Origin of the sequence: Alkaliphilus metalliredigens QYMF, assembly GCF_000016985.1 — a bacterium.
In the GTDB taxonomy this organism is placed as follows: domain Bacteria; phylum Bacillota; class Clostridia; order Peptostreptococcales; family Natronincolaceae; genus Alkaliphilus_A; species Alkaliphilus_A metalliredigens.
The window spans coordinates 4274576-4294165 of sequence record NC_009633.1 but is presented as its reverse complement, the minus strand read 5'-3'; the positions used below and the strand labels follow the sequence as shown (position 1 = coordinate 4294165).

Annotated in this window: 18 protein-coding genes; 16 read left to right on the top strand and 2 right to left on the bottom strand. The window is 34.8% G+C overall.

The genetic code is table 11. The features are described from left to right. The first annotated feature begins 10 nt into the window (after window positions 1-10). The 9 genes from murQ to nagA all read left to right on the top strand — a co-directional run bounded on the left by murQ (window position 11) and on the right by nagA (window position 8424). Window positions 11-934 (top strand): N-acetylmuramic acid 6-phosphate etherase, encoded by a 924-nt coding sequence (murQ, locus tag AMET_RS20555; protein ID WP_012065218.1) that lies wholly within the window; start codon window positions 11-13, stop codon window positions 932-934. After that, complete coding sequence (locus AMET_RS20550; RefSeq protein ID WP_012065217.1) at window positions 928-1245, top strand: PTS sugar transporter subunit IIB; 318 nt, start codon at window positions 928-930, stop codon at window positions 1243-1245. Before murQ ends, AMET_RS20550 begins: the two co-directional genes overlap by 7 nt. A gap of 23 nt (window positions 1246-1268) precedes the next feature. Beyond that, window positions 1269-2543, top strand: a complete 1275-nt coding sequence (locus AMET_RS20545) for a PTS sugar transporter subunit IIC (RefSeq protein WP_012065216.1) — start codon at window positions 1269-1271, stop codon at window positions 2541-2543. A gap of 163 nt (window positions 2544-2706) precedes the next feature. Further along, a complete protein-coding gene (locus AMET_RS20540; protein ID WP_012065215.1) occupies window positions 2707-3030 on the top strand; it encodes a PTS lactose/cellobiose transporter subunit IIA in 324 nt (107 codons plus the stop codon). Window positions 3031-3050: 20 nt separating this feature from the next. After that, window positions 3051-4385 carry a 6-phospho-beta-glucosidase gene (locus AMET_RS20535; protein ID WP_012065214.1) on the top strand — a complete coding sequence of 445 codons (1335 nt, stop codon included), beginning with the start codon at window positions 3051-3053 and terminating at the stop codon, window positions 4383-4385. A gap of 14 nt (window positions 4386-4399) precedes the next feature. After that, the gene (gene chbG, locus AMET_RS20530; protein ID WP_012065213.1) at window positions 4400-5155 is read left to right on the top strand and encodes a chitin disaccharide deacetylase; all 756 of its coding nucleotides are present in this window, start codon (window positions 4400-4402) and stop codon (window positions 5153-5155) included. A 1-nt stretch (window position 5156) separates the two neighbouring features. Further along, window positions 5157-6320, top strand: coding sequence for an anhydro-N-acetylmuramic acid kinase AnmK (anmK, locus tag AMET_RS20525; protein WP_012065212.1), 1164 nt, complete (start codon window positions 5157-5159; stop codon window positions 6318-6320). 84 nt (window positions 6321-6404) lie between these two features. Further along, the gene (gene nagB, locus AMET_RS20520) at window positions 6405-7133 is read left to right on the top strand and encodes a glucosamine-6-phosphate deaminase (protein WP_012065211.1); all 729 of its coding nucleotides are present in this window, start codon (window positions 6405-6407) and stop codon (window positions 7131-7133) included. Window positions 7134-7287: 154 nt separating this feature from the next. Continuing rightward, window positions 7288-8424, top strand: coding sequence for an N-acetylglucosamine-6-phosphate deacetylase (nagA, locus tag AMET_RS20515; RefSeq protein WP_012065210.1), 1137 nt, complete (start codon window positions 7288-7290; stop codon window positions 8422-8424). A gap of 55 nt (window positions 8425-8479) precedes the next feature. Here nagA and AMET_RS20510 read toward each other — a convergent pair whose 3' ends face one another. Beyond that, complete coding sequence (locus AMET_RS20510; RefSeq protein WP_041721174.1) at window positions 8480-9052, bottom strand: rubrerythrin family protein; 573 nt, start codon at window positions 9050-9052, stop codon at window positions 8480-8482. 298 nt (window positions 9053-9350) lie between these two features. Here AMET_RS20510 and AMET_RS20505 point away from each other — a divergent pair, with 298 nt between their 5' ends. Continuing rightward, a complete protein-coding gene (locus AMET_RS20505) occupies window positions 9351-10328 on the top strand; it encodes a 3'-5' exoribonuclease YhaM family protein (RefSeq protein WP_012065208.1) in 978 nt (325 codons plus the stop codon). A gap of 112 nt (window positions 10329-10440) precedes the next feature. After that, window positions 10441-10698: a hypothetical protein gene (locus tag AMET_RS20500; protein WP_012065207.1), complete on the top strand. Its 258-nt coding sequence runs from the start codon at window positions 10441-10443 to the stop codon at window positions 10696-10698. Between the two features lie 12 nt (window positions 10699-10710). Here the strand turns inward: AMET_RS20500 and AMET_RS20495 are convergent, their stop codons facing one another. Beyond that, on the bottom strand, window positions 10711-11937 hold the full coding sequence (locus AMET_RS20495; RefSeq protein ID WP_012065206.1) for an HD-GYP domain-containing protein: 1227 nt from the start codon (window positions 11935-11937) through the stop codon (window positions 10711-10713). Window positions 11938-12218: 281 nt separating this feature from the next. Here AMET_RS20495 and addB point away from each other — a divergent pair, with 281 nt between their 5' ends. From addB to AMET_RS20475, 5 genes are all read left to right on the top strand, one after another. Next, window positions 12219-15668, top strand: a complete 3450-nt coding sequence (gene addB, locus AMET_RS20490) for a helicase-exonuclease AddAB subunit AddB (RefSeq protein ID WP_012065205.1) — start codon at window positions 12219-12221, stop codon at window positions 15666-15668. 52 nt (window positions 15669-15720) lie between these two features. Then, complete coding sequence (locus AMET_RS26020; RefSeq protein ID WP_012065204.1) at window positions 15721-15891, top strand: hypothetical protein; 171 nt, start codon at window positions 15721-15723, stop codon at window positions 15889-15891. 659 nt (window positions 15892-16550) lie between these two features. Beyond that, a complete protein-coding gene (locus tag AMET_RS20485; RefSeq protein WP_012065203.1) occupies window positions 16551-17561 on the top strand; it encodes a hypothetical protein in 1011 nt (336 codons plus the stop codon). Further along, complete coding sequence (locus AMET_RS20480) at window positions 17555-18829, top strand: hypothetical protein (RefSeq protein WP_012065202.1); 1275 nt, start codon at window positions 17555-17557, stop codon at window positions 18827-18829. The genes AMET_RS20485 and AMET_RS20480 overlap by 7 nt, the downstream gene beginning before the upstream one ends. A 2-nt stretch (window positions 18830-18831) precedes the next feature. After that, window positions 18832-19494, top strand: a complete 663-nt coding sequence (locus tag AMET_RS20475) for an ABC transporter ATP-binding protein (RefSeq protein WP_012065201.1) — start codon at window positions 18832-18834, stop codon at window positions 19492-19494. Window positions 19495-19590 lie beyond the last annotated feature (96 nt).

The window sequence follows — 19590 nt, the reverse complement described above, 5'->3', positions numbered from 1 at the left end:
GAAGTGCGTTATGCTCAATAATTTAGAACAGTTAACAACGGAGAAAGTTAATTTAGAGACATTAAATATTGATGAAAAATCGCCTTTGGAAATTGTGAAAGTAATTAATGAAGAAGATAAAAAAGTGGCATTAGCTGTAGAAAAGGAACTACCTAATATTGCAAAGGCTGTTGAAAAAATTATCGAAGCATTTAAAACAAATGGAAGACTTATATATCTAGGGGCTGGGACTAGTGGAAGACTTGGAATATTGGATGCAGCTGAATGTCCTCCAACATTTGGAACATCTAAAGAACAGGTGATAGGCTTGATTGCAGGAGGTAGAGAAGCTTTGCTAGAAGCCGTAGAAGGCGCTGAAGATAGTAAAGAAGAAGGAATTAAAGATTTAAAAAATATAAAACTAACTTCACAGGATATTGTTGTGGGAATTGCAGCAAGTGGAAGAACTCCTTATGTTGTTGGGGGACTAAATTATGCAAATAATATAGGTGCAACCACTGTAGCATTATGTTGCAATAAAGACGCAGTTATAACTAGAGTTGCTGATATTGCTATTGTACCAGTTGTTGGACCAGAAGTGATTGCAGGATCTACTAGACTAAAGTCAGGTACAGCACAAAAACTTGTTTTAAATATGCTCACAACTGCTTCTATGATTGGTGTTGGAAAGGTCTATAAAAATTTAATGGTAGACGTACAAACAACAAATGAAAAACTAGAAGATCGATCAAAGCGTATCGTTATGATGGCAACAGGGGTAGGAGAGATAGAAGCTACAGAAATTTTAAAAAACTCCAATTATCAACCGAAGGTGGCAATTCTTATGATTAATACAGGATGCAGTTTTGTTGAAGCCACAGCAAAATTGCAGGAAGCCGGTGGCTTTGTAAAAAAAGCTTTAGAATATATTAAGGAGGGGGAAGAGATATGTTAAATGTGTTATTAGTGTGTTCAGGGGGCATGTCCAGTTCTATTGTTGTAAAATCTATTCAGAAGGAACTGGAAAAGCAAGGCGTAGAATCAAATGTCAAGGCAGTGGGAACTGGAGAATTTGAAGACGAGGTTAATGGAGAAGACTGGGACATTGCTTTGGTAGCACCTCAGGTTAGACATAGAATGGCTACATTTGAAGTGGCTGCAAAGGAGGCTAATGTACCCATTGCTTTAATTCAACCTCAAGGGTACACACCTATGGGTGGACCTAGAGTTGTGAAACAAATTAAGGAGATCGTTAAATTAAAGTAATAATAAAATAAGGAGGGTATGTCATGAATAAATTCTTTGAAATAGTTGAAAAGGTTTTAATGCCTCCAATGACAAGGTTGGCAGAGCAAAGACACTTAAGAGCTGTCAGAGATGGTATTATTTCTACTATGGCACTAATTATTATTGGAAGCTTCTTCTTAGTGATTGCATTTCCACCTATCCCTGCTCTAGCTGATTGGATAGAACCGCATGTTGGAAACATATTGATTCCTTTTAGGTTAACAATGGGACTAATGGGTCTATATGCATCCTACGGTATCGGTTATAGCTTAGCAAAATCCTATAAGATTGATGGGGTATCAGGAGGGGTTCTTTCTTTAGCGGCGTTTATTTTAACCATATCACCAGCTATGGTAGATGGTCATGGATGGGTTTTACCTATGGCAAATGCTGGCGGTGCAGGAATGTTTGTAGCGATTATTATGTCTATTTTCGCAGTAGAAGTGTTAAGATTTTTACAGAGCCGAAATATTATGTTTAAAATGCCAGAAGGAGTACCGGATTCTGTATCTAGATCCTTTGAAGCATTAATTCCTGCAGCAGTGATTATCACAGCTGTCTGGCTCGTAAGATACATGATTGGATTTGACATCCAGGAATTTGTTATGTCTCTATTTAAACCATTTGTAACAGCGGGTAATACATTGCCTGGAATATTGATACCAATTATTTTGATTACTATATTATGGGCGGCGGGAATTCATGGCGTATCCGTTGTTGGGGCTGTGGCAAGGCCAATTTGGTTGGTTCTACTAGATGAAAATCTACAAGCTGTTGCTGATGGAAGAGCAATGCCTAATATTGCTCCAGAACCTTTTTTTCAATGGTTTGTTTGGATTGGAGGATCTGGTGCAACAATTGCATTGGTGCTATGGATGATATTCTCAAAATCAAAATATCTTAAGGGTGTTGGGAGGGCTTCTCTAATTCCTGGAATCTGCAATATAAATGAGCCGGTTATTTTTGGAGCACCCATTATGCTGAATCCTATTCTTGCAATACCATTTATTCTAGGCCCCGTGATTACAGGGACTATCTCATACATAGCAATGACACTAAATTTAGTAGGAAGACCGTATATTTTAGCCCCTTGGACGTTACCTGCACCGATTGGTGCATATATGGCAACCGGGGGAGATTGGAGGGCTATTGTATTGGTATTAATTAATATTTCTATTATGATGGCCATTTATTATCCATTCTTTAAGTCCTATGAAAAGAAAATGATAGCAGAGGAAAAAGAAAATCAAGATGAAGAGTTTTTATACGCTGAATAGTTAACTCAATAAAAGCACCGGGTTATATTGGTGCTTTAGTAAAGGGTTAAGCCTAACTGACCATTTACTAAAGTAACAATGCAATATCTTTTAATTAATATATGCTAATACATAAAGGTTTTAAACTGATTTTAAGTAGATAATCAAAAAGGGGGAATCTAGAATGACAAATGAAGAGGTAATTTTTCAAATAATTTTACATGCAGGAAATGCAAGAGGTGAAGCCTATGATGCTTTAAAGGCAGCCAAAGAGAAGGATTTTGAAAAGGCGCAGAAACATTTAGAGGAAGCCGAGAAAGAAGCTGGTATAGCACACCGAGCTCAAACAGAAATAATCCAAGGTGAAATCAATGGGAAAAAAGTAGAGATGTCTTTACTTTTTGTTCATGCACAAGATCACTTGATGACAGCAATAGCAGAAAAAGGGTTGATTGAAAATATGATGGATTTATACAAGCGAGTAGATCAACTAGAAGAAAATAAATAGTGATAAGGGGGAGGAGGGTTATGGAAGAGCTTAAAATAGCCATCATTGGTGGTGGTAGTAGCTATACCCCAGAGATTATTGAAGGATTCATTAAGAGACGCTATGAACTACCTGTGAAAGAAATTCATTTGGTTGACGTTGAAGACGGAATGTACAAATTGGAGATTGTAGGTGCTTTAGCACAAAGAATGGTAGAGAAAGCTGGGGTAGACATAGATGTCATACTAACAACCGATCGTAGATCGGCGATCAAGGGTGCTGATTTTGTGACTACTCAGTTTAGGGTCGGGGGGTTAGCAGCTAGAGCTCGGGATGAAAAAATTCCTTTGAAATATGATGTCCTGGGACAGGAGACAACTGGGCCTGGTGGCTTTTCCAAAGCAATGAGGACAATACCTGTTATTATGGATATTTGTAAGGATATTGAAGAGCTTGCACCGAATGCATGGTTAATTAACTTTACCAATCCAGCGGGATTGATTACAGAAGTGGTTGAGAAACATACAAAAGTAAAAGTAATTGGATTATGCAATGTTCCAGTGGGAATGGTGAAGATGGTAGCCGACATGCTAGAAGTGGATAGTGAGAAGGTGTCAGTGGATTTTGTTGGGTTGAATCACCTGGTGTGGGGACAAAAATTATTTGTTGATGGTAAAGATGTGACTAAATGGGTGTTAGACAAATTAAGTGATGGCGCAGCCCTTAGTATGAAGAATATCCCAGATCTAAAATGGGACCCTGTATTTTTAGAATCGTTAGGAATGTTACCTTGCCCATATCACAGATATTTTTATATGACGGACCAGATGGTGAAGGATCAAAAAAAGGCTGTTGAAGAAGGTAGGGGGACTAGAGCAGAACAAGTTCAGCAAGTAGAAAGAGAATTATTTCAAATATACAAAAATCCAGAACTTCAAGAAAAACCAAAACAATTAGAAAAACGTGGAGGGGCCTACTATTCAGAGGCAGCTGTATCATTAATTAGTGCCATTTATAATGATAAAAAGCAACTTCATGTGGTGAATATAAGAAATAACGGAACATTGATTGGATTGCCTCAAGATACAGTGATTGAAGTGACCTGCTTAATTGATAAAACTGGTGCCCATCCAATTCAAGTAGGGACACTATCACCAAAAATCTATGGATTAATACAAGGAGTAAAAGCCTATGAAGAATTAGCAGTTGAGGCTGGTGTTAAAGGGGATTATGGGCTAGCGTTGCAATGCTTAGCCATACATCCACTAGTTCCATCTGCTACTGTGGCAAAACAGCTATTGGAAGATATTCTAGTTGAAAACAGAGAATATCTTCCTCAATTTCAAAGGACAATAGAAGGATTAATTGAAGGGTAATTGGAGGGGTGTAGATGAAAAAGATAATTATCAATGCGGATGATTTTGGATTAACGACAAGCTGTAATAAAGGAATCATTGAGTCAATTATAAATGGTGTTGTGTCCAACACAACACTTATGGTAAATATGCCTAAGGCGGAAGAGGCAATTCTATTAGCGAAGGAAAATGGAATAGATACTTTAGGGATTCATCTAACACTAACTTGTGGTAAGCCAATACTTCCTCAGCAACAAGTACGTTCTTTGGTAGATGAAGAGGGAAATTTTTATAGAAGAAGTACACGCTTATTACCAGTAATGAAATTGGATGAGGTTGAAAGTGAATTAAGAATGCAAATTGATACATTTTTAAAGTGTGGTTTAAAAATAAGTCATTTGGATAGTCATCATCATGTACACATGCATGACGGGATTCTTGAAATTGTCGCAGGGTTAGCTAAGGAGTATAACCTACCATTACGCCAACCAAGCGAAAGGGCTAAGAAACTATATAAGGAAATGAATATTACAACCACTGATCATTTTACCTTAGAATTTTATGGTGAAGGAGCTAATTTAGAGAATCTAAAGACAATAATAAATGGTTTTGAAAAGGGAATCTTAGAAGTGATGGTGCATCCTGCATATGTAGATGAAGATTTAAAATCCATAAGCTCATATAATAACTATAGAAAAAAGGAGCTTGAAATACTAACTAGTGGAGTACTGAAAGTTTGGTTAGATCAAAATAATATTCAAGTAATCTCCTTTGAAGATTTAGGTAGTTAACATGAGACACATAGTCAAACTATTAGAAAAAAATAAAAAAAATGTGATTGGTCTTATGTCAGGTACATCCATAGATGGGATAGATTGTGCACTAGTAGAAATAGAAGGACATGGACTGGAAACAAAAATAAAGTATAAAGGATTTTACAATTTAAAAATCCAACCCCAAGTTAAAAAAAGAATCCTAAGGTGCTGCTCTATAGAAGAATCAAACGTAGAACAAATTTGTCAATTGAATTTTGAAATTGGAAAATTATTTGGAGAAGCTGTATTAGGTCTGATGAAAAAGCTGAACATGAGGTTAGAAGAAATAGATTTGATTGGATCTCATGGACAGACAATCTATCATGTGCCACAAAGCAGTACACTTCAAATTGGAGAACCTTCAGTGATTGCAGAGATAACCGGGAAGCCTGTGATTGCAGATTTTAGAGTGCGAGATGTCGCTGCAGGAGGGCATGGTGCTCCGCTAGTTGCTTATCCAGAGTATTTACTCTATAGAAGTGACACAAAAACACGAGTATTTCAGAATATCGGCGGAATTGGAAATGCTACCGTTATACCTCGAAGGGCTAAGTTGGAAGATGTTCAAGCATTTGATACTGGTCCAGGGAATATGATAATTGATCAAGTAGTAAATGTATTTACAAATGGAAAGCTTCAATACGATCAAGGTGGGGAAATTGCATCCAAGGGAAAGATCTGCCAAGAAGTACTAAATGAATTGATGGATCATTCTTATATAAAATTATTACCTCCAAAAACCACAGGGAGAGAATCATTTGGTGTAAATTTTACAAGGAATTTGCTTAAACGATGTAAACAACTTGAGTTATCCTTTGAGGATACTGTTTCAACAGTGACAGCTTTTACAGCAAAATCTATTGCCTATCATTATGAAAATTTGATTACATTGAAACAGCCAATTGATGAAGTGATTATTGCAGGTGGTGGGAGTTACAATCATACACTTATTAATATGATAAAAGAAAGCCTAAGAGGGGTAGATGTAAAAATACAAGAAGATATTGGGTATTCAAGTGATGCAAAAGAAGCTATTGCATTTGCTATTTTAGCAAATGAAGCACTTCATGGGAATGGCAATAATATTCCCTCAGTGACAGGAGCGAAGAAATCTGTGGTTATGGGCAAGTTAATTATGTGAAAAAAAGGTTTCAAATGATAAATATAAGAGAAGAGGTTGCATTAGGGGATTCTGAATTTAGAGAAAAGTAAAGGAAGGGTACAAATGAGAATTTACATTGAAGAAGATTATGAAAAAATGAGTAAAAAGGCGGCTTTAATCGTAGCTAGTCAAATTATTTTAAACCCCCAAAGTGTATTAGGGCTTGCCACAGGGAGCACACCTGTGGGAATGTACCAAGCCTTGGTAGAAATGTATGAAAAAGATGACATAGACTTTTCGGAAGTGACAACCATTAACCTAGATGAATACTATGGTTTGAGTAAGGATAATCCCCAAAGCTATTATAGCTATATGATGGAAAATCTTTTTAACTATATAAATGTAGCCAAGGAGCGAATTCATATCCCAAATGGTATGGCAAGAAATGTTGTACAAGAATGCTTAGGCTATGAGGAACAAATTCGGATAGCTGGAGGAATAGACCTGCAAGTACTGGGGATAGGAGCCAATGGACATATTGGATTCAATGAACCCAGCAATAAGCTCAATATAAGAACGCACTTAGTGGACTTGTCCCTAGAAACAATTGAAGATAATAGCCGCTTCTTTGAAAACAAAGCAGAGGTTCCACGACAGGCGTTGTCCATTGGGATTGCAACGATTATGAAGGCAAATCAAATTATTTTGCTGGCAAGTGGTGCAAGTAAGGCAGAGGCCATTAGAGAAATGACAAGTGGACATCTCAATACACAAGTGCCTGCTTCGGTACTTCAAACACATCCAAATGTCAGTTTGATTATTGATAAAGATGCCGCACGGTTAATTGAGTGACGCAGAAGTTAAAGTAATAGTAGTTAGGTAATATCATGATTCCTTTAGGATTATTACGAAGGAAAGGAATCACAATATTTCTAACTAAGTGACCAACACGAAAGTTAAAGTACTAATTTTCGGTTGTCTACTTAAATGAAGGTGGGTGTGGTAAATGATCGCATTATATAATGGGAAGATCATATTAGCAGATGAAATTCTGGAGGATAAGGTCCTTTTATTTGATGATAAAATAAGAGGCATTATTCATAAAAGTCAATTTCAACCCAATGGAGTCAAAAAAGTCATTGATGTAGGGGGACAATATATTTCCCCAGGATTTATCGACATTCACATCCATGGATCTGGCGGAAGCGACACTATGGATGGAACTTTAGAAGATCTGAACATCATTAGTGATACGATTCTGAGACAAGGAACCACTGGATTTTTACCCACTACCATGACAATGGATATGAAATCCATTCACAAAGCATTAGATGTGATTCGGGAAGCCACGAGTCAAGACATGAAGGGTGCTCAAGTTTTAGGGGCCCATATGGAAGGTCCTTTTATTAATGTGCAATACAAAGGGGCACAAAACCAAACTTACGTGGTGGAGCCCGAGAAAAGCTATATTGAAGACTATCTGGATGTCATTAAAATCATTACCCTGGCCCCTGAGGTTAAAGGGGGGCAGACATTCTTAGAAGCAATGAAGTCGAATCCTGAGATTACATTAGCCATAGGGCATAGTCAAGCTACCTATGATGAAGCCATGGGGGCCATAGAGAATGGAGTCCGTCATGCCACGCATCTGTTCAATGCCATGACCCCTTTGCATCACCGTGAACCAGGTATTGTAGGGGCTGTCTTTAACAGTCAAATCACCTGTGAGTTAATTGCAGATAAAATTCATGTCCATCCTGATTTATTTAAATTAATCTATCGTATAAAAGGTAGGGAAAATGTAATCTTGATTACTGATGCCATTCGTGCGGGTTGTATGAAGGAAGGAACCTATGATTTAGGAGGGCAAGGGGTGACGGTAGCCGAGGGTAGTGCTAGACTTGAAAATGGTAGCTTGGCAGGAAGTGTCCTAACCCTAAACAAAGCAGTGAAACACTTTACACAAGCAACAAAACTGCCACTCCATGATGTCATTCATATGGTGACATTAAATCCAGCAAGGCTCATTGGGATACAAGATCAAAAAGGAAGTATTACAACTGGAAAAGATGCGGATTTGATTGTTTTTAATGAAAACATTGAAGTGAGTTATGCATTTGTTAAAGGATATCAAAAATTATAAAATAAAAGCCTGTATCACTGAGATACAGGCTTTTATGTATTGTAGGGCAGGCTTATTAAGCCTCTGCACAGGCATTGCCTGTTACAAACGTTGTAAACATAGATGTTTTTGCTTTGCAAATTGGACAATCATCTTCTAATGCTCCGGTTAAAGTGTAACCACAGATATCACAAACATGTACTGTATCCGCATCAAAGTCAGACTTAGCATCAACTGCTTCCTTTGCCTGTGTAAATAATGCTGAATGGGTTTTTTCTGCCTCAAGAGCAAATTGGAAGGAACGGATACTTCCCTTTTCACTTTGAATGTCAGCCACTGCCAAAAATGCAGGATACATTTGTTGGATCTCATAGTTTTCTCCTTCAATGGCACCATGAAGGTTCTCTGAAGTTGTTGTCATTCCAAAACCTGCTCCTGCAGTAACGGAAGCTTCACCAACTTCTTTTCTTAATTCTCTAAAGTGATTTCCTGCATGAACTCCTTCAGCATAAGCAACAGCTTTAAATAGGTTTTGTACATTTGGAAAACCATCTTTTTTAGCTGCCTCTGCCCATTGTAAATAACGCATATGCGCCATACTTTCGCCACCAAAGGCTGATTTTAAATTACTTGCTGTCATTGCATTCATTTTTATCTCCTCCTCAAATATATGATACAATAATTCCATGATAATGAATACCCCAAATGGTATACATTAAACAAAAACAATGAAAATATCATTGCAGGATTTTTTAGTGGCGTATCGAATATTACAGGGAGTGAACTCGTTTCAAAAAGCTGAAACATCAGGAAATCAGGTGAGGGCATGTACCTTGAAGATGAAATTTTCATAACAAGTACAAAATGAGACTTAATATAAAGAGAACTTTATTTTCTACTGGATAGGATTGGAGTTTTATTAGAATGCTGTATATAGGAGGGGTCGTGTGTTGGTAAAGCAATTAAAAGAAATAACAAAGGAACATCTAAACCAAGTCATAGAGGCAGCTGTTTTATTGGTTGAAGTGAAGGTGAAAACAACAAAAACAGACAAGCGGTATGCAGATGTAATCATACAAGATGGGTCTAAGAGTATGGAAGCGAAGTTTTGGGACTATGATGAGAAGGAAGACTTTTTTAGCCAACTAAGTACTAGTGAAATTGTGGTTATTCAAGCTTTAGTAGGAGAATACCAAGGACAGCTTCAGCTCACTATTAAAGAAATCAAATTGGCGGAGAAGAATGCCTATCAAATGGGAGACTTTATTCCCAAGAGTGAATGGAGCTTAGAAAAATTAGAACAGGGATTAAAATATTTTTACGACCGTATAGAAAGTCCCCAGTTGAAGCAGCTATTAGATGAGATGATTTTTTCTGAAACACATTATGAAAAATTCATGACTCATCCAGCAGCACGGCGGGTGCATCATAATTTTTATCACGGATTGGTGCAACATACACTAGAGGTGTTGAAATTTGCCTATACAGTTGCCACTACAAAACAGTTAACCCAAAGGCAAATTGACCGACTGATTGTGATGACAATGCTACATGATTGGGCAAAGGTAATCGAATATAAGGCACTACCGGATTTAGGCTTTACAGAACAGGGAACAATGCTGGGACATATTTTTCTAGGGGCACATGGAACCCTGAACCATATGAACGAAATTGAAGATTTTAATGAGGATGATAAGCTGATCATTTTGAATGGAATTTTAGGACATCATGGTAGATTGGAATTTGGTTCCCCAGTACTTCCTAAGAGTCCCGAAGCCCAAATCCTACACCAAGCGGATATTATGTCTGGAAATATTGAAAGTATTCTTTCTTTTATGAAGGAACAAGAAGGAAATGAAGAAAGTTTTACAGGGAAGCTTTGGAATATGGGAACAGAATACTATAAAAAATCATTTGAACCGTAAATAATGAGAAGGCTCCAGACATCACATGCTGGAGCCCCTCTTTTTATACGTGTAATATAGATAAGCAACTCAACATTACCTATCTATAACTGAATTGTCAGGAGGAGTATAAGTGAAAATACAAAGAGTCCATGAGACAAGAGGCGTGACAAGAGCTGAATTAGCTGAATACTTTAAAGAGTTAGCAAGCTGTGAGGCAGGAGGTGCCTATTATGGTAAAGGCTGGCAAGTGATTTTAGCAGAAGAAAAGATCTGCCGGTTGGGGTCAATAAAGCTACCTGAAGTGACTATCACCTTTCATGGGGAAGAAGGCGTGTATCATGAGATGATTGCAATTTTTAGACTGAAGTTCTTACGGGCTGGGGGATAGGATATGAGGTTATCAAGAGCTATACTCTTTATTTTTCATATCTAAAAGATCAACGATGCTCCCATCGTCCAGTTTAACGATTGGGGAAAGAGGGAAATTAATAAAATCTGTGAAACCCATAATAATGCCTCGATAGTGATTGCTAAGTATAATGGGGCGGTCTTTTTTTAAGAGGGTAGTGCGATCTATGAAAATCCTCAGAATATTTGGATCGAATTTAGTGCCTCGACCTTCCCAAATAGTTTGTAATGCTTGAATTGGCCTTATACCATCATTATAAAAGTATCCTCCAATTGTTTCATCGTAAGCCTGTGCTATGGGAATTATTCTTCCAAAAATACTTATAGTGGATTCTTTTTTTCCTTTTGGGTATCCTTTACCACTGTAATGTTCGTAGTGGTCTAATACACCATAGATAATAGACTCTTTTCTGATTAAAGGTAATTTTTCAGATAGCTTCTTTAATTCATTCAAATGAAGATTATAAAAATCGCTATTTGAAGTGTTGTGCTTCAAATGTAGTTCAAATTGTTTCTTAGGTATTTGTGTAACTGAAATATCAATTAGTAGATTGGCAAGTGCCAGGTCTATCAAGTTTGACTCTGTTAATTCTAATGTAAGACCTATCATAAGCGCAATACCTGTTGTGTTAATACTGTGCAACAATAAAATATCCTTATAGTCTTTAATTTCATTTAACTTACTCAACAATACTTTATTATCTGAGATAATATCGATTAGGGATTTTTTAACTTTCTTGGCTCGTAGCTGTAAATGAGAAGATTCTAACTTTTCTTCAAATGTGGAAAAAAATGGAGAATCACATAGTAAATCTATATAATTTTCATTATAATTTATTTGACTAACAGGTTCAGTGTCAGTTTCTATGATTACTCTTTTATCGACTAGAATGTTTTTCTCTAAAGGAACCTGCATATAATCACTATACTTCTTACTCATTGTTTCTAGCTCCACAATTAAGGAGCTATTATTATAAAGTTTCATTTCGTTAAAGGTTTCTATATTATAATGTGATGAAAGTACAATTACTGGGAGATCCCGTGTTATTTGATGTTTAATTTTGATAACTAAACTAGTTACTAAAGTTTTATATTGTTTCATTAACATTAACCCATCTGAACGATAAATAGGGTGTAAGATAATATCACCACTTACCAAATCTTTTACTTGCTTTTTTATAAATATGGTACTTTCTTGAACTCTTTCTGTATGTATCATTGTAATCAGTCTCCTTTTAAAAGATTAATTAAATTTATTATGACTTAAGTCATGGGTTTAAAGTGGATTGATTGTCTTAAATAATTATTGCCTATAAAATGTAGAGAACTATAAATACGAAAGACCCTATATTTCTATTATAGTCTATCTTAAAATGTTTTGGGTGATTTTTCATTTATACATGAAAATTCCTATTCCACTTTTTAGAAACATCTGTTCTGCATATGATATAATTAAAAAATATAATGTACTGAAAAGTATGAAAGTGAGGTGCTAGCTTAATGGCGATTCGATACATATTTGGACGAGCAGGTAGAGGGAAAAGCTACCTTGCTCTTGAGGAAATAAAACAAAAATTACAGGAAGAAGAGGATAATAAGCTGTTTCTCCTGGTTCCAGAACAATTTACACTACAGGCAGAGCGGGATTTAATAAGGAAACAGGAGCTAACGGGAATGATGAGGGCAGAGGTATTAAGCTTTACAAGGCTTGCCCATCGGGTTTTCAGTGAAGTTGGAGGCCTTACAAGGGTACCAATTAACGAGCTAGGTAAAAACATGATTTTAAGAAAGATTGCCGATGAGTCTTTAAAGGAGCTTTCAATTTATCAGTCCATTGCTAAACAGGATGGATTTATCACTAAATTAAATGAGCTGATATGTGAAATGAAGCAACATGATATCACTCCTACTGAGTTGACGATGGAACTAAACGAGATAGAGGAAGAAACAATATTGAAACGAAAGCTAGAGGATATCACCCTCTTATACCAGCGATTTAACAATTATTTAAAGGGGCAATATGTGGATAATGAGGATCATGTAAACTTATTGATTGAAAATATAGAGCGGGTGGAATTTTTAGAGGGGGCAGAGATTTGGATAGATGGATTTCAAAGCTTCACGCCTCAAATCATAAGGGTAATAGAAAAACTAGCCCAAAAGGTAGCAAACATTACAATTACATTCACAATGGAGCTAAATGCTAAGGAAAAAGATAAGGATTTATTTCACATTACCCAAAAGACATATTTAAAAGTAAAGACAATTGCTCAGAAATTCAACTTAGATGAAGAGGTAATCAACTTAGATATAGAGGAAAGAAAGGTACTGCCAAAGGAGAAGGAAATAGCCCATATAGAAAGAGAATTTAATACATATCCCTATAAGCAATATGCTGACGAGATTGCGAACTTAGAGATTTTTGCTGGTTCTAATCTATATTCAGAGATGGAAAATGTGGCTGCTCAAATCATACATTTAGTACGAAATAGAGGCTATCGTTGGAATGACATAGCCCTTGTTTCTGGTGGATTAGACCAATATAGTATGATATTAAAAAGAGTATTTGAAGAATATCATATACCTTATTTTATAGATGAAAAAAGGTCTATCATGAACAATCCTATGATAGAACTGATTTTATCTAGTATCGAAATTCTAAGTAGAGGATATCAGTACGAGGATGTATTTAGTTTTCTAAAAACTGGCTTTAGTGACTTGACTAAGGATGAAGTGGAGCAGCTAGAAAACTATGTGCTTCAGTACGGAATTAGGGGGAAAGCATATTCTGAACCCTTTACCAAGGGCTTTGAAAAAAAGCAAATACAACAAAAGGATAAAGAAGAGGGAGAGAAGCAGATTGATGAAGAGAAGAAAGAAAAATACAATGAATTAAGAATGCGGTTTATTGCTCCCTTTGCAAAATTTGAAAAAAGGATCTATCGAAAAAAGAAGATTGGAGAGATTACCAAGGCATTATTTGAATTTATGAAGGAGTTAAATATAGAGGACAAGCTAAATCAATGGATAGAAGAACTAAGAGAAGAAAAATATTTTGAGTATGTAAACGAAAACACACAAATATGGAATAAAATTATGGAAATATTTGATCAGCTAACGGAAATATTAGCCGATGAGAGTGCGACCCTAAAAGAATATGGACGGATTTTAGAGGCAGGATTTTTAGCCTGTAAAGTAGGAGTGATTCCATCTACAATAGATCAAGTGCTGGTTGGGAGTATAGAAAGATCCAAGAGTCATGATATCAAGGCGTTATTTGTGGTGGGCGTAAATGATGGGGTTCTTCCATTTGGTCAAGAGGATGGAGGCATATTGTTGGATCATGAGCGCGAGTCCTTGGTTAAAAAAGGAATCTCAATAGGAACGACATTAGAGTCCTCGCTGCTGGAGGAACAATTTATGATTTACTCTGCTTTCTCAAAGCCTACAGAATATTTATGGGTCAGCTATGCCTTAGCAGATCAAGAGGGAAAGGCCATGAGACAATCTATTTTAATCGATCGTTTTAAAAAGCTATTTAAAAACCTAAGGATAAAAAGTGATGTTGTTAATGACGTAGATCGGCAGCTGCATCTGATTACAACACCAATTAGTACATTTAAATATATGACGGAAAACATTAGGCAAAATGTAGACGACAAGGCTATGGCAGATATGTGGTGGGATGTATATGACTGGTATAGCAAGGAGCCTACATGGGAGGACAGACGCAAACTAATGGTGAAGGGGTTATTCCATCAAAATCAAATCACCTATATAGGAGAAAACAAGGCCAAAAGCCTATATGATAACCCGATCAAGTCCAGTGTTTCAAGGCTTGAACGGTTCGCAAACTGTCCATTTTCTCACTTTGTTACCTATGGACTAAGACCAAAGGAGCGAAAGGAATACCAATTATCTAATCCAGATATCGGTAGATTATTCCATGATTCCATGGAGCAGTTTACTAAGGAAATGGTTAATGAAGAAATTCAGTGGAAGGACTTAACCAAAGAGAAAAATGATGAGTTAGTGGAGAAGGTAATCGATGAAATGGTACCAGATTTTGAACATGGAATTATGCTCAGTACCCACCGCTATCAATATTTAGTGACTAGGCTTAAGCGAATTAGTAAAAGAGCGATGTGGACCTTAACAGACCATGTGAAAAAAGGTGAATTTGTTCCAATGGGCCATGAAATTATTTTTGGTCTTGAAGGAGATGTACCTCCTATTATCATTGAGCTTGCAAATGGAGAAAAGATTTATCTAGAAGGTAGGATAGACCGTGTTGATCTATTGAATGATGAAGAAGATGGAAATTATGTCAAAATAATTGATTACAAATCTGGAAGTAAGGAGTTTAGTCTGTCTGATGTATATTATGGCCTTCAAATTCAGCTCATGGTTTACTTAGATGCCATATTATCCAGTGAAGAGAAAAAACATCAGGTGGAAATACATCCAGGAGGGATCTTTTATTTTAAAATAGATGATCCAATGGTAAAAACCACAGAAAAAGTAGTGGAAGAAGTAGAAAAGGAAATCAATAAAAAGCTTAAAATGAAGGGATTAGTTTTAAAGGATGTCAATATTATTAAGAAAATGGATAGATCAATTGGAAGGTCTTCGACGATTGTACCAGCAGGGTTAACAAAGGATGATGAAATATCAAAGTCCTCATCCGCTCTGCCAGAGGAAGATTTCAAAGCACTTCTTAATCATGTAAGGAGATTGGTTAAAGAGATTGGTGAGGAAATGCTAAAGGGAAACGTGAAAATAGAGCCATTTAAAAAGGGTGGTGACACCTCTTGTAAATATTGTGACTATATTGCCATCTGCCAATTTGATAATAGTTTTCATGACAATCAATATAAAAATATTAAGGAATTAAAGTCTGATGAGGTACTTGAAAGGATCAAGAAAGAAAGTCAGAAGAAGTTAGAGTAGAGTAAAATAAAAGTTTGATTTTAAATTATAACTGTTTGTTTACTATTATTACATGGCTATTGAAAAGGATATTGAAACTGACGAAATGGTAACATACCAAATTACAGAGCTTGATGGAGAAAAACTCAATATATTAATATCTATTAAAAAAAATACAGGGAGTGTAGTAAACTACATGGAGGTAACAGATTTCACGCAAAAATATTTGAATAATATTTTTTAATTTAACGACTCCTTGAGTTCAAGCACAGGCAATACAAGTAGTGCAACTTTATCTGTTTAAGAATTAATAGAGCAGTTTAAATTTCCACTGGATTTGTACTAGATGAAGATAAGATGTAGTGAATAGAGATACTATCTAATTTACTACATCTTTCTTTATTGCGGTAATGAAATGGGAGTAAAAAGTAACGAAAAAGTTTTATATACCATTTCATTGCGTTTTACTCCCATTTCATTACAATTTAGATAAATAAGAAGAATTATGTGGTATATTTTAAATAGTTAAGGATACGGATTAAAAGTCAATAAAAACTAATTATTTATTTATCTATTATGATTAGAGTGTCAAAAGTAAGTTTTTATATTTTCCATACCATATAATGTAGCTAGTCAAAATAACTGATACAGCATATGGTGTAAAAATCAAACTGTGTGTTTTTGCCACTTTTATTTTGGGGAAGAGCTTTGGCGCAGTTACGAAATGGGGAACAGGAAAAGTTTCGGCTACTTCGAAGGATGTTGGATGGGAAGTATATGATTCTACTTATGGACGTATCAGATATGGGCTATAAATTCTAAATATATTCATAAACTATAATTTTATAGTGGTTTGAGATAGCTATATTTGCTATCTCAAACTCTATAAAGAAGGGGACGCCAATGAATAAAAATAAAATTTTTACCATATCATTAATAATTCTAGTTTATATTTTTGCCATCACCGTATCTACCTATGTGAAGTATGTAGAAGAACTGGAGAAAATTAGTATAGGTTATAGAGGCCCTGCTACCCAAAAAATTAAAACTAGCATGTTTTTAGGGGAGTATGGGACTGATAACCTTAAGGATTTGTTTGAGAGTGAAAATATTAACGATTATGTTATATTCGATGACTCTTTAAATAATCCTCAATTAAGAGGGGTTTTAGTTAAAGGAAATGTAAATTTACCTAAAATACTTGATGGCCGCTTCTTTAATGAAACTGATTTTTTTGCTAATAAAAAGCTAGTTGTAATAGGAGAAAACATGACTGAGTATACATATGCAGAAAACGAGAAAAGATATCTTTCTTTGTTTAATGATAGTTATGAAGTAATTGGTATTTGTGGTTATGGGATAAATAGTATTATTGATAATATAATCTTTTATAATTTGGACAGTATACACCATGCAGACTGGGGAATCTACTCTATAGATGGCAACAATGTAGCTAAAACAAATCTGATATTAAATACAATATCTAATTTGGGCGAGATAGAAATAATAATAGATGAAAATCAGGGGATAAAACGTTTGTTGGGATACGAAAGGCATTCTCATAGGGTAATCTATCCAATTATTATTCTAATATGGATATTATTTTTTATTAAGAGTCGATCTTTCTTTTTAACAATACAAAAAACACTTCAGGTTTCCAAATTTCTTGGTTTTTCTCTATATCATACAATTTATATTACGTTAGGAAAATGGGTTATATATGAAACAATCGGAATAATAAGTTCTATAGCGATATATTCGGTTTTCTTTTCATTTTCTGATTTTAAAAGGATTATGAATGGTTTTCCTTTAAATATTACTTGTGTTATATTTAGTTTGTTTATTTGTTCTTTTATCGCATATATAGTATATATTTGCTACTATTGGAGTAAAAAAGGAGTCATAAAATGTTGAAATATATTTTGAAAGAAGATATAAAGAGGAATTTAATTCAATTTGTACTGATGATTTGTCTATTTACAATGGTTTTTTCGTTATTTAACTATTTAATATTTACAAAAATATTGTTATCAGACAACCAGACAAGATATGCGCAAAATGTTCCTAAAGATTATATAAGTATTGCATATAATCAAGAATATTCTCCATTTTACTCACAACCCAATGGAGAACGCAATGTTAAAACCATGTATGAAAAATTAGTTAACGCTAAAGAATTTGAGTACTATGAGATATATTACCAATCTTTGTATATTTTAAATTATGAAGGTTCTGACATATTTAGAAAAATGTATGAAGACGGGAATCCTTATAAAGAAGATATTGTTATGGAGATGAATGGGACTAAATATCCGCCAGCGGCCACAATTAAAGCAGCTCAATTAAGTTATAATTGCTTTTCTGATTTTAATTTAAAGTTATTAGAAGGGCAGAAATTTAAAGAAGAAGATTATTTTCATAGCATAAATGAAACTGTACCTATCATTTTGGGATATGAGTATAAAAAACAATATAAATTGGGACAAGAATTACAAGGTGTTTATATAGCAGAACCTTTTAACTTTGAGGTAATTGGATTTTTAGAGCAAGATAGTTATATTCAAATTGGCAATGATATTCAATATTTAGATAGATATATAATAATGCCTTGTATTAATTGTGAAAAGCCAATTAACACACAAGATAAAATTTTTCAAGTTAGACATTATGGCTTAAAGACAAGTGGTATACTGAAACCAATAGAGGGGGTAAGCAATAATAAAGCTAAAACGATAATTAATAAGATGGCTAAAGAAAGTGGTCTGAAGAAATATTCGTCATGGTCTACAAATGATATTGCAGGCATAGATCAAAGAGAAGTTGGTAGTAGTTTGATTTCAAGCTTTATTGTATTTTACGGCATATTAGTATTCATCTCATCTGCACTTATAATAATTATTTTCAATAAGAAAATTTTACGAAATATAGGTACATACTGGGCATATTTAGTTTCAGGAGCAAACATTTTAACCATTAAACGAAGTATACAATTTGAAATTTTGATCGTATTAGCTGTATCAAATATATTAAGTGTGATTATTCAATTGCTGATTTTTAAGCCTTCCTTATTATATAGTGTTATAAATATTGTTGTAAGCCTTATTATATGGTTTGTAACGGCCAATATGATTGGAAGCGATTTTCTAAATAAGCTATTTCTTAAAAATGCATGGGAGGAATAATTATGCTGATAAATTTAAAAAATATTTCTAAATCATATATACATAAAGGGGATAATATTCAGGTATTAAAGAATATTAATTTAGGAATAGAAAAAGGTGAAAAGATTGCCATAATGGGTAATAATGGATCCGGAAAAACTACTTTGTTAAACCTAATAGGGACTATTGATACACCAGATAAGGGTGAGTATATATTTAATGATAAGAAATTGTCTATAGATCAACCTTTGAAGTTGAATAAATTAAGAAGAAATCATTTTGGATATATACCTCAAGGATTTTGTTTAATACGAGATAAAAAAGGGTTTTATAATATATCATTACCTCTTTTATTTAGAGGATACACCAAGGAAGTGATAGAAGAGAAAGTAGATGAAATCTCATCAACCCTAAAGATTAAACATCTATTAAATAAAAAGCCAGATAATATGTCTGCTGGAGAGAGGCAAAAAATTTCTATTGCAAGAGCTATGATTACAAATCCTGAGGTCATTTTAGCAGATGAAATGACCAATACATTGGATAAAGAGTCGAAAAATATTGTATTAGGTTTAATAAAAGATTCTAGAGAGTTAACTGCTATAGTAGTGACTCATGATATTCTAATAGCTAAGAAATGTGATAGAATTCTATATTTAGATGATGGAATAATACAATCTAGTTAATAGAACCTGTTGAAAGAGTCCATAAATTCGGCGAAAATATAAAATGCACCTGAGCAAAAATGGTAAAATGGAAGTGGCTAAACAAATCCAAATACC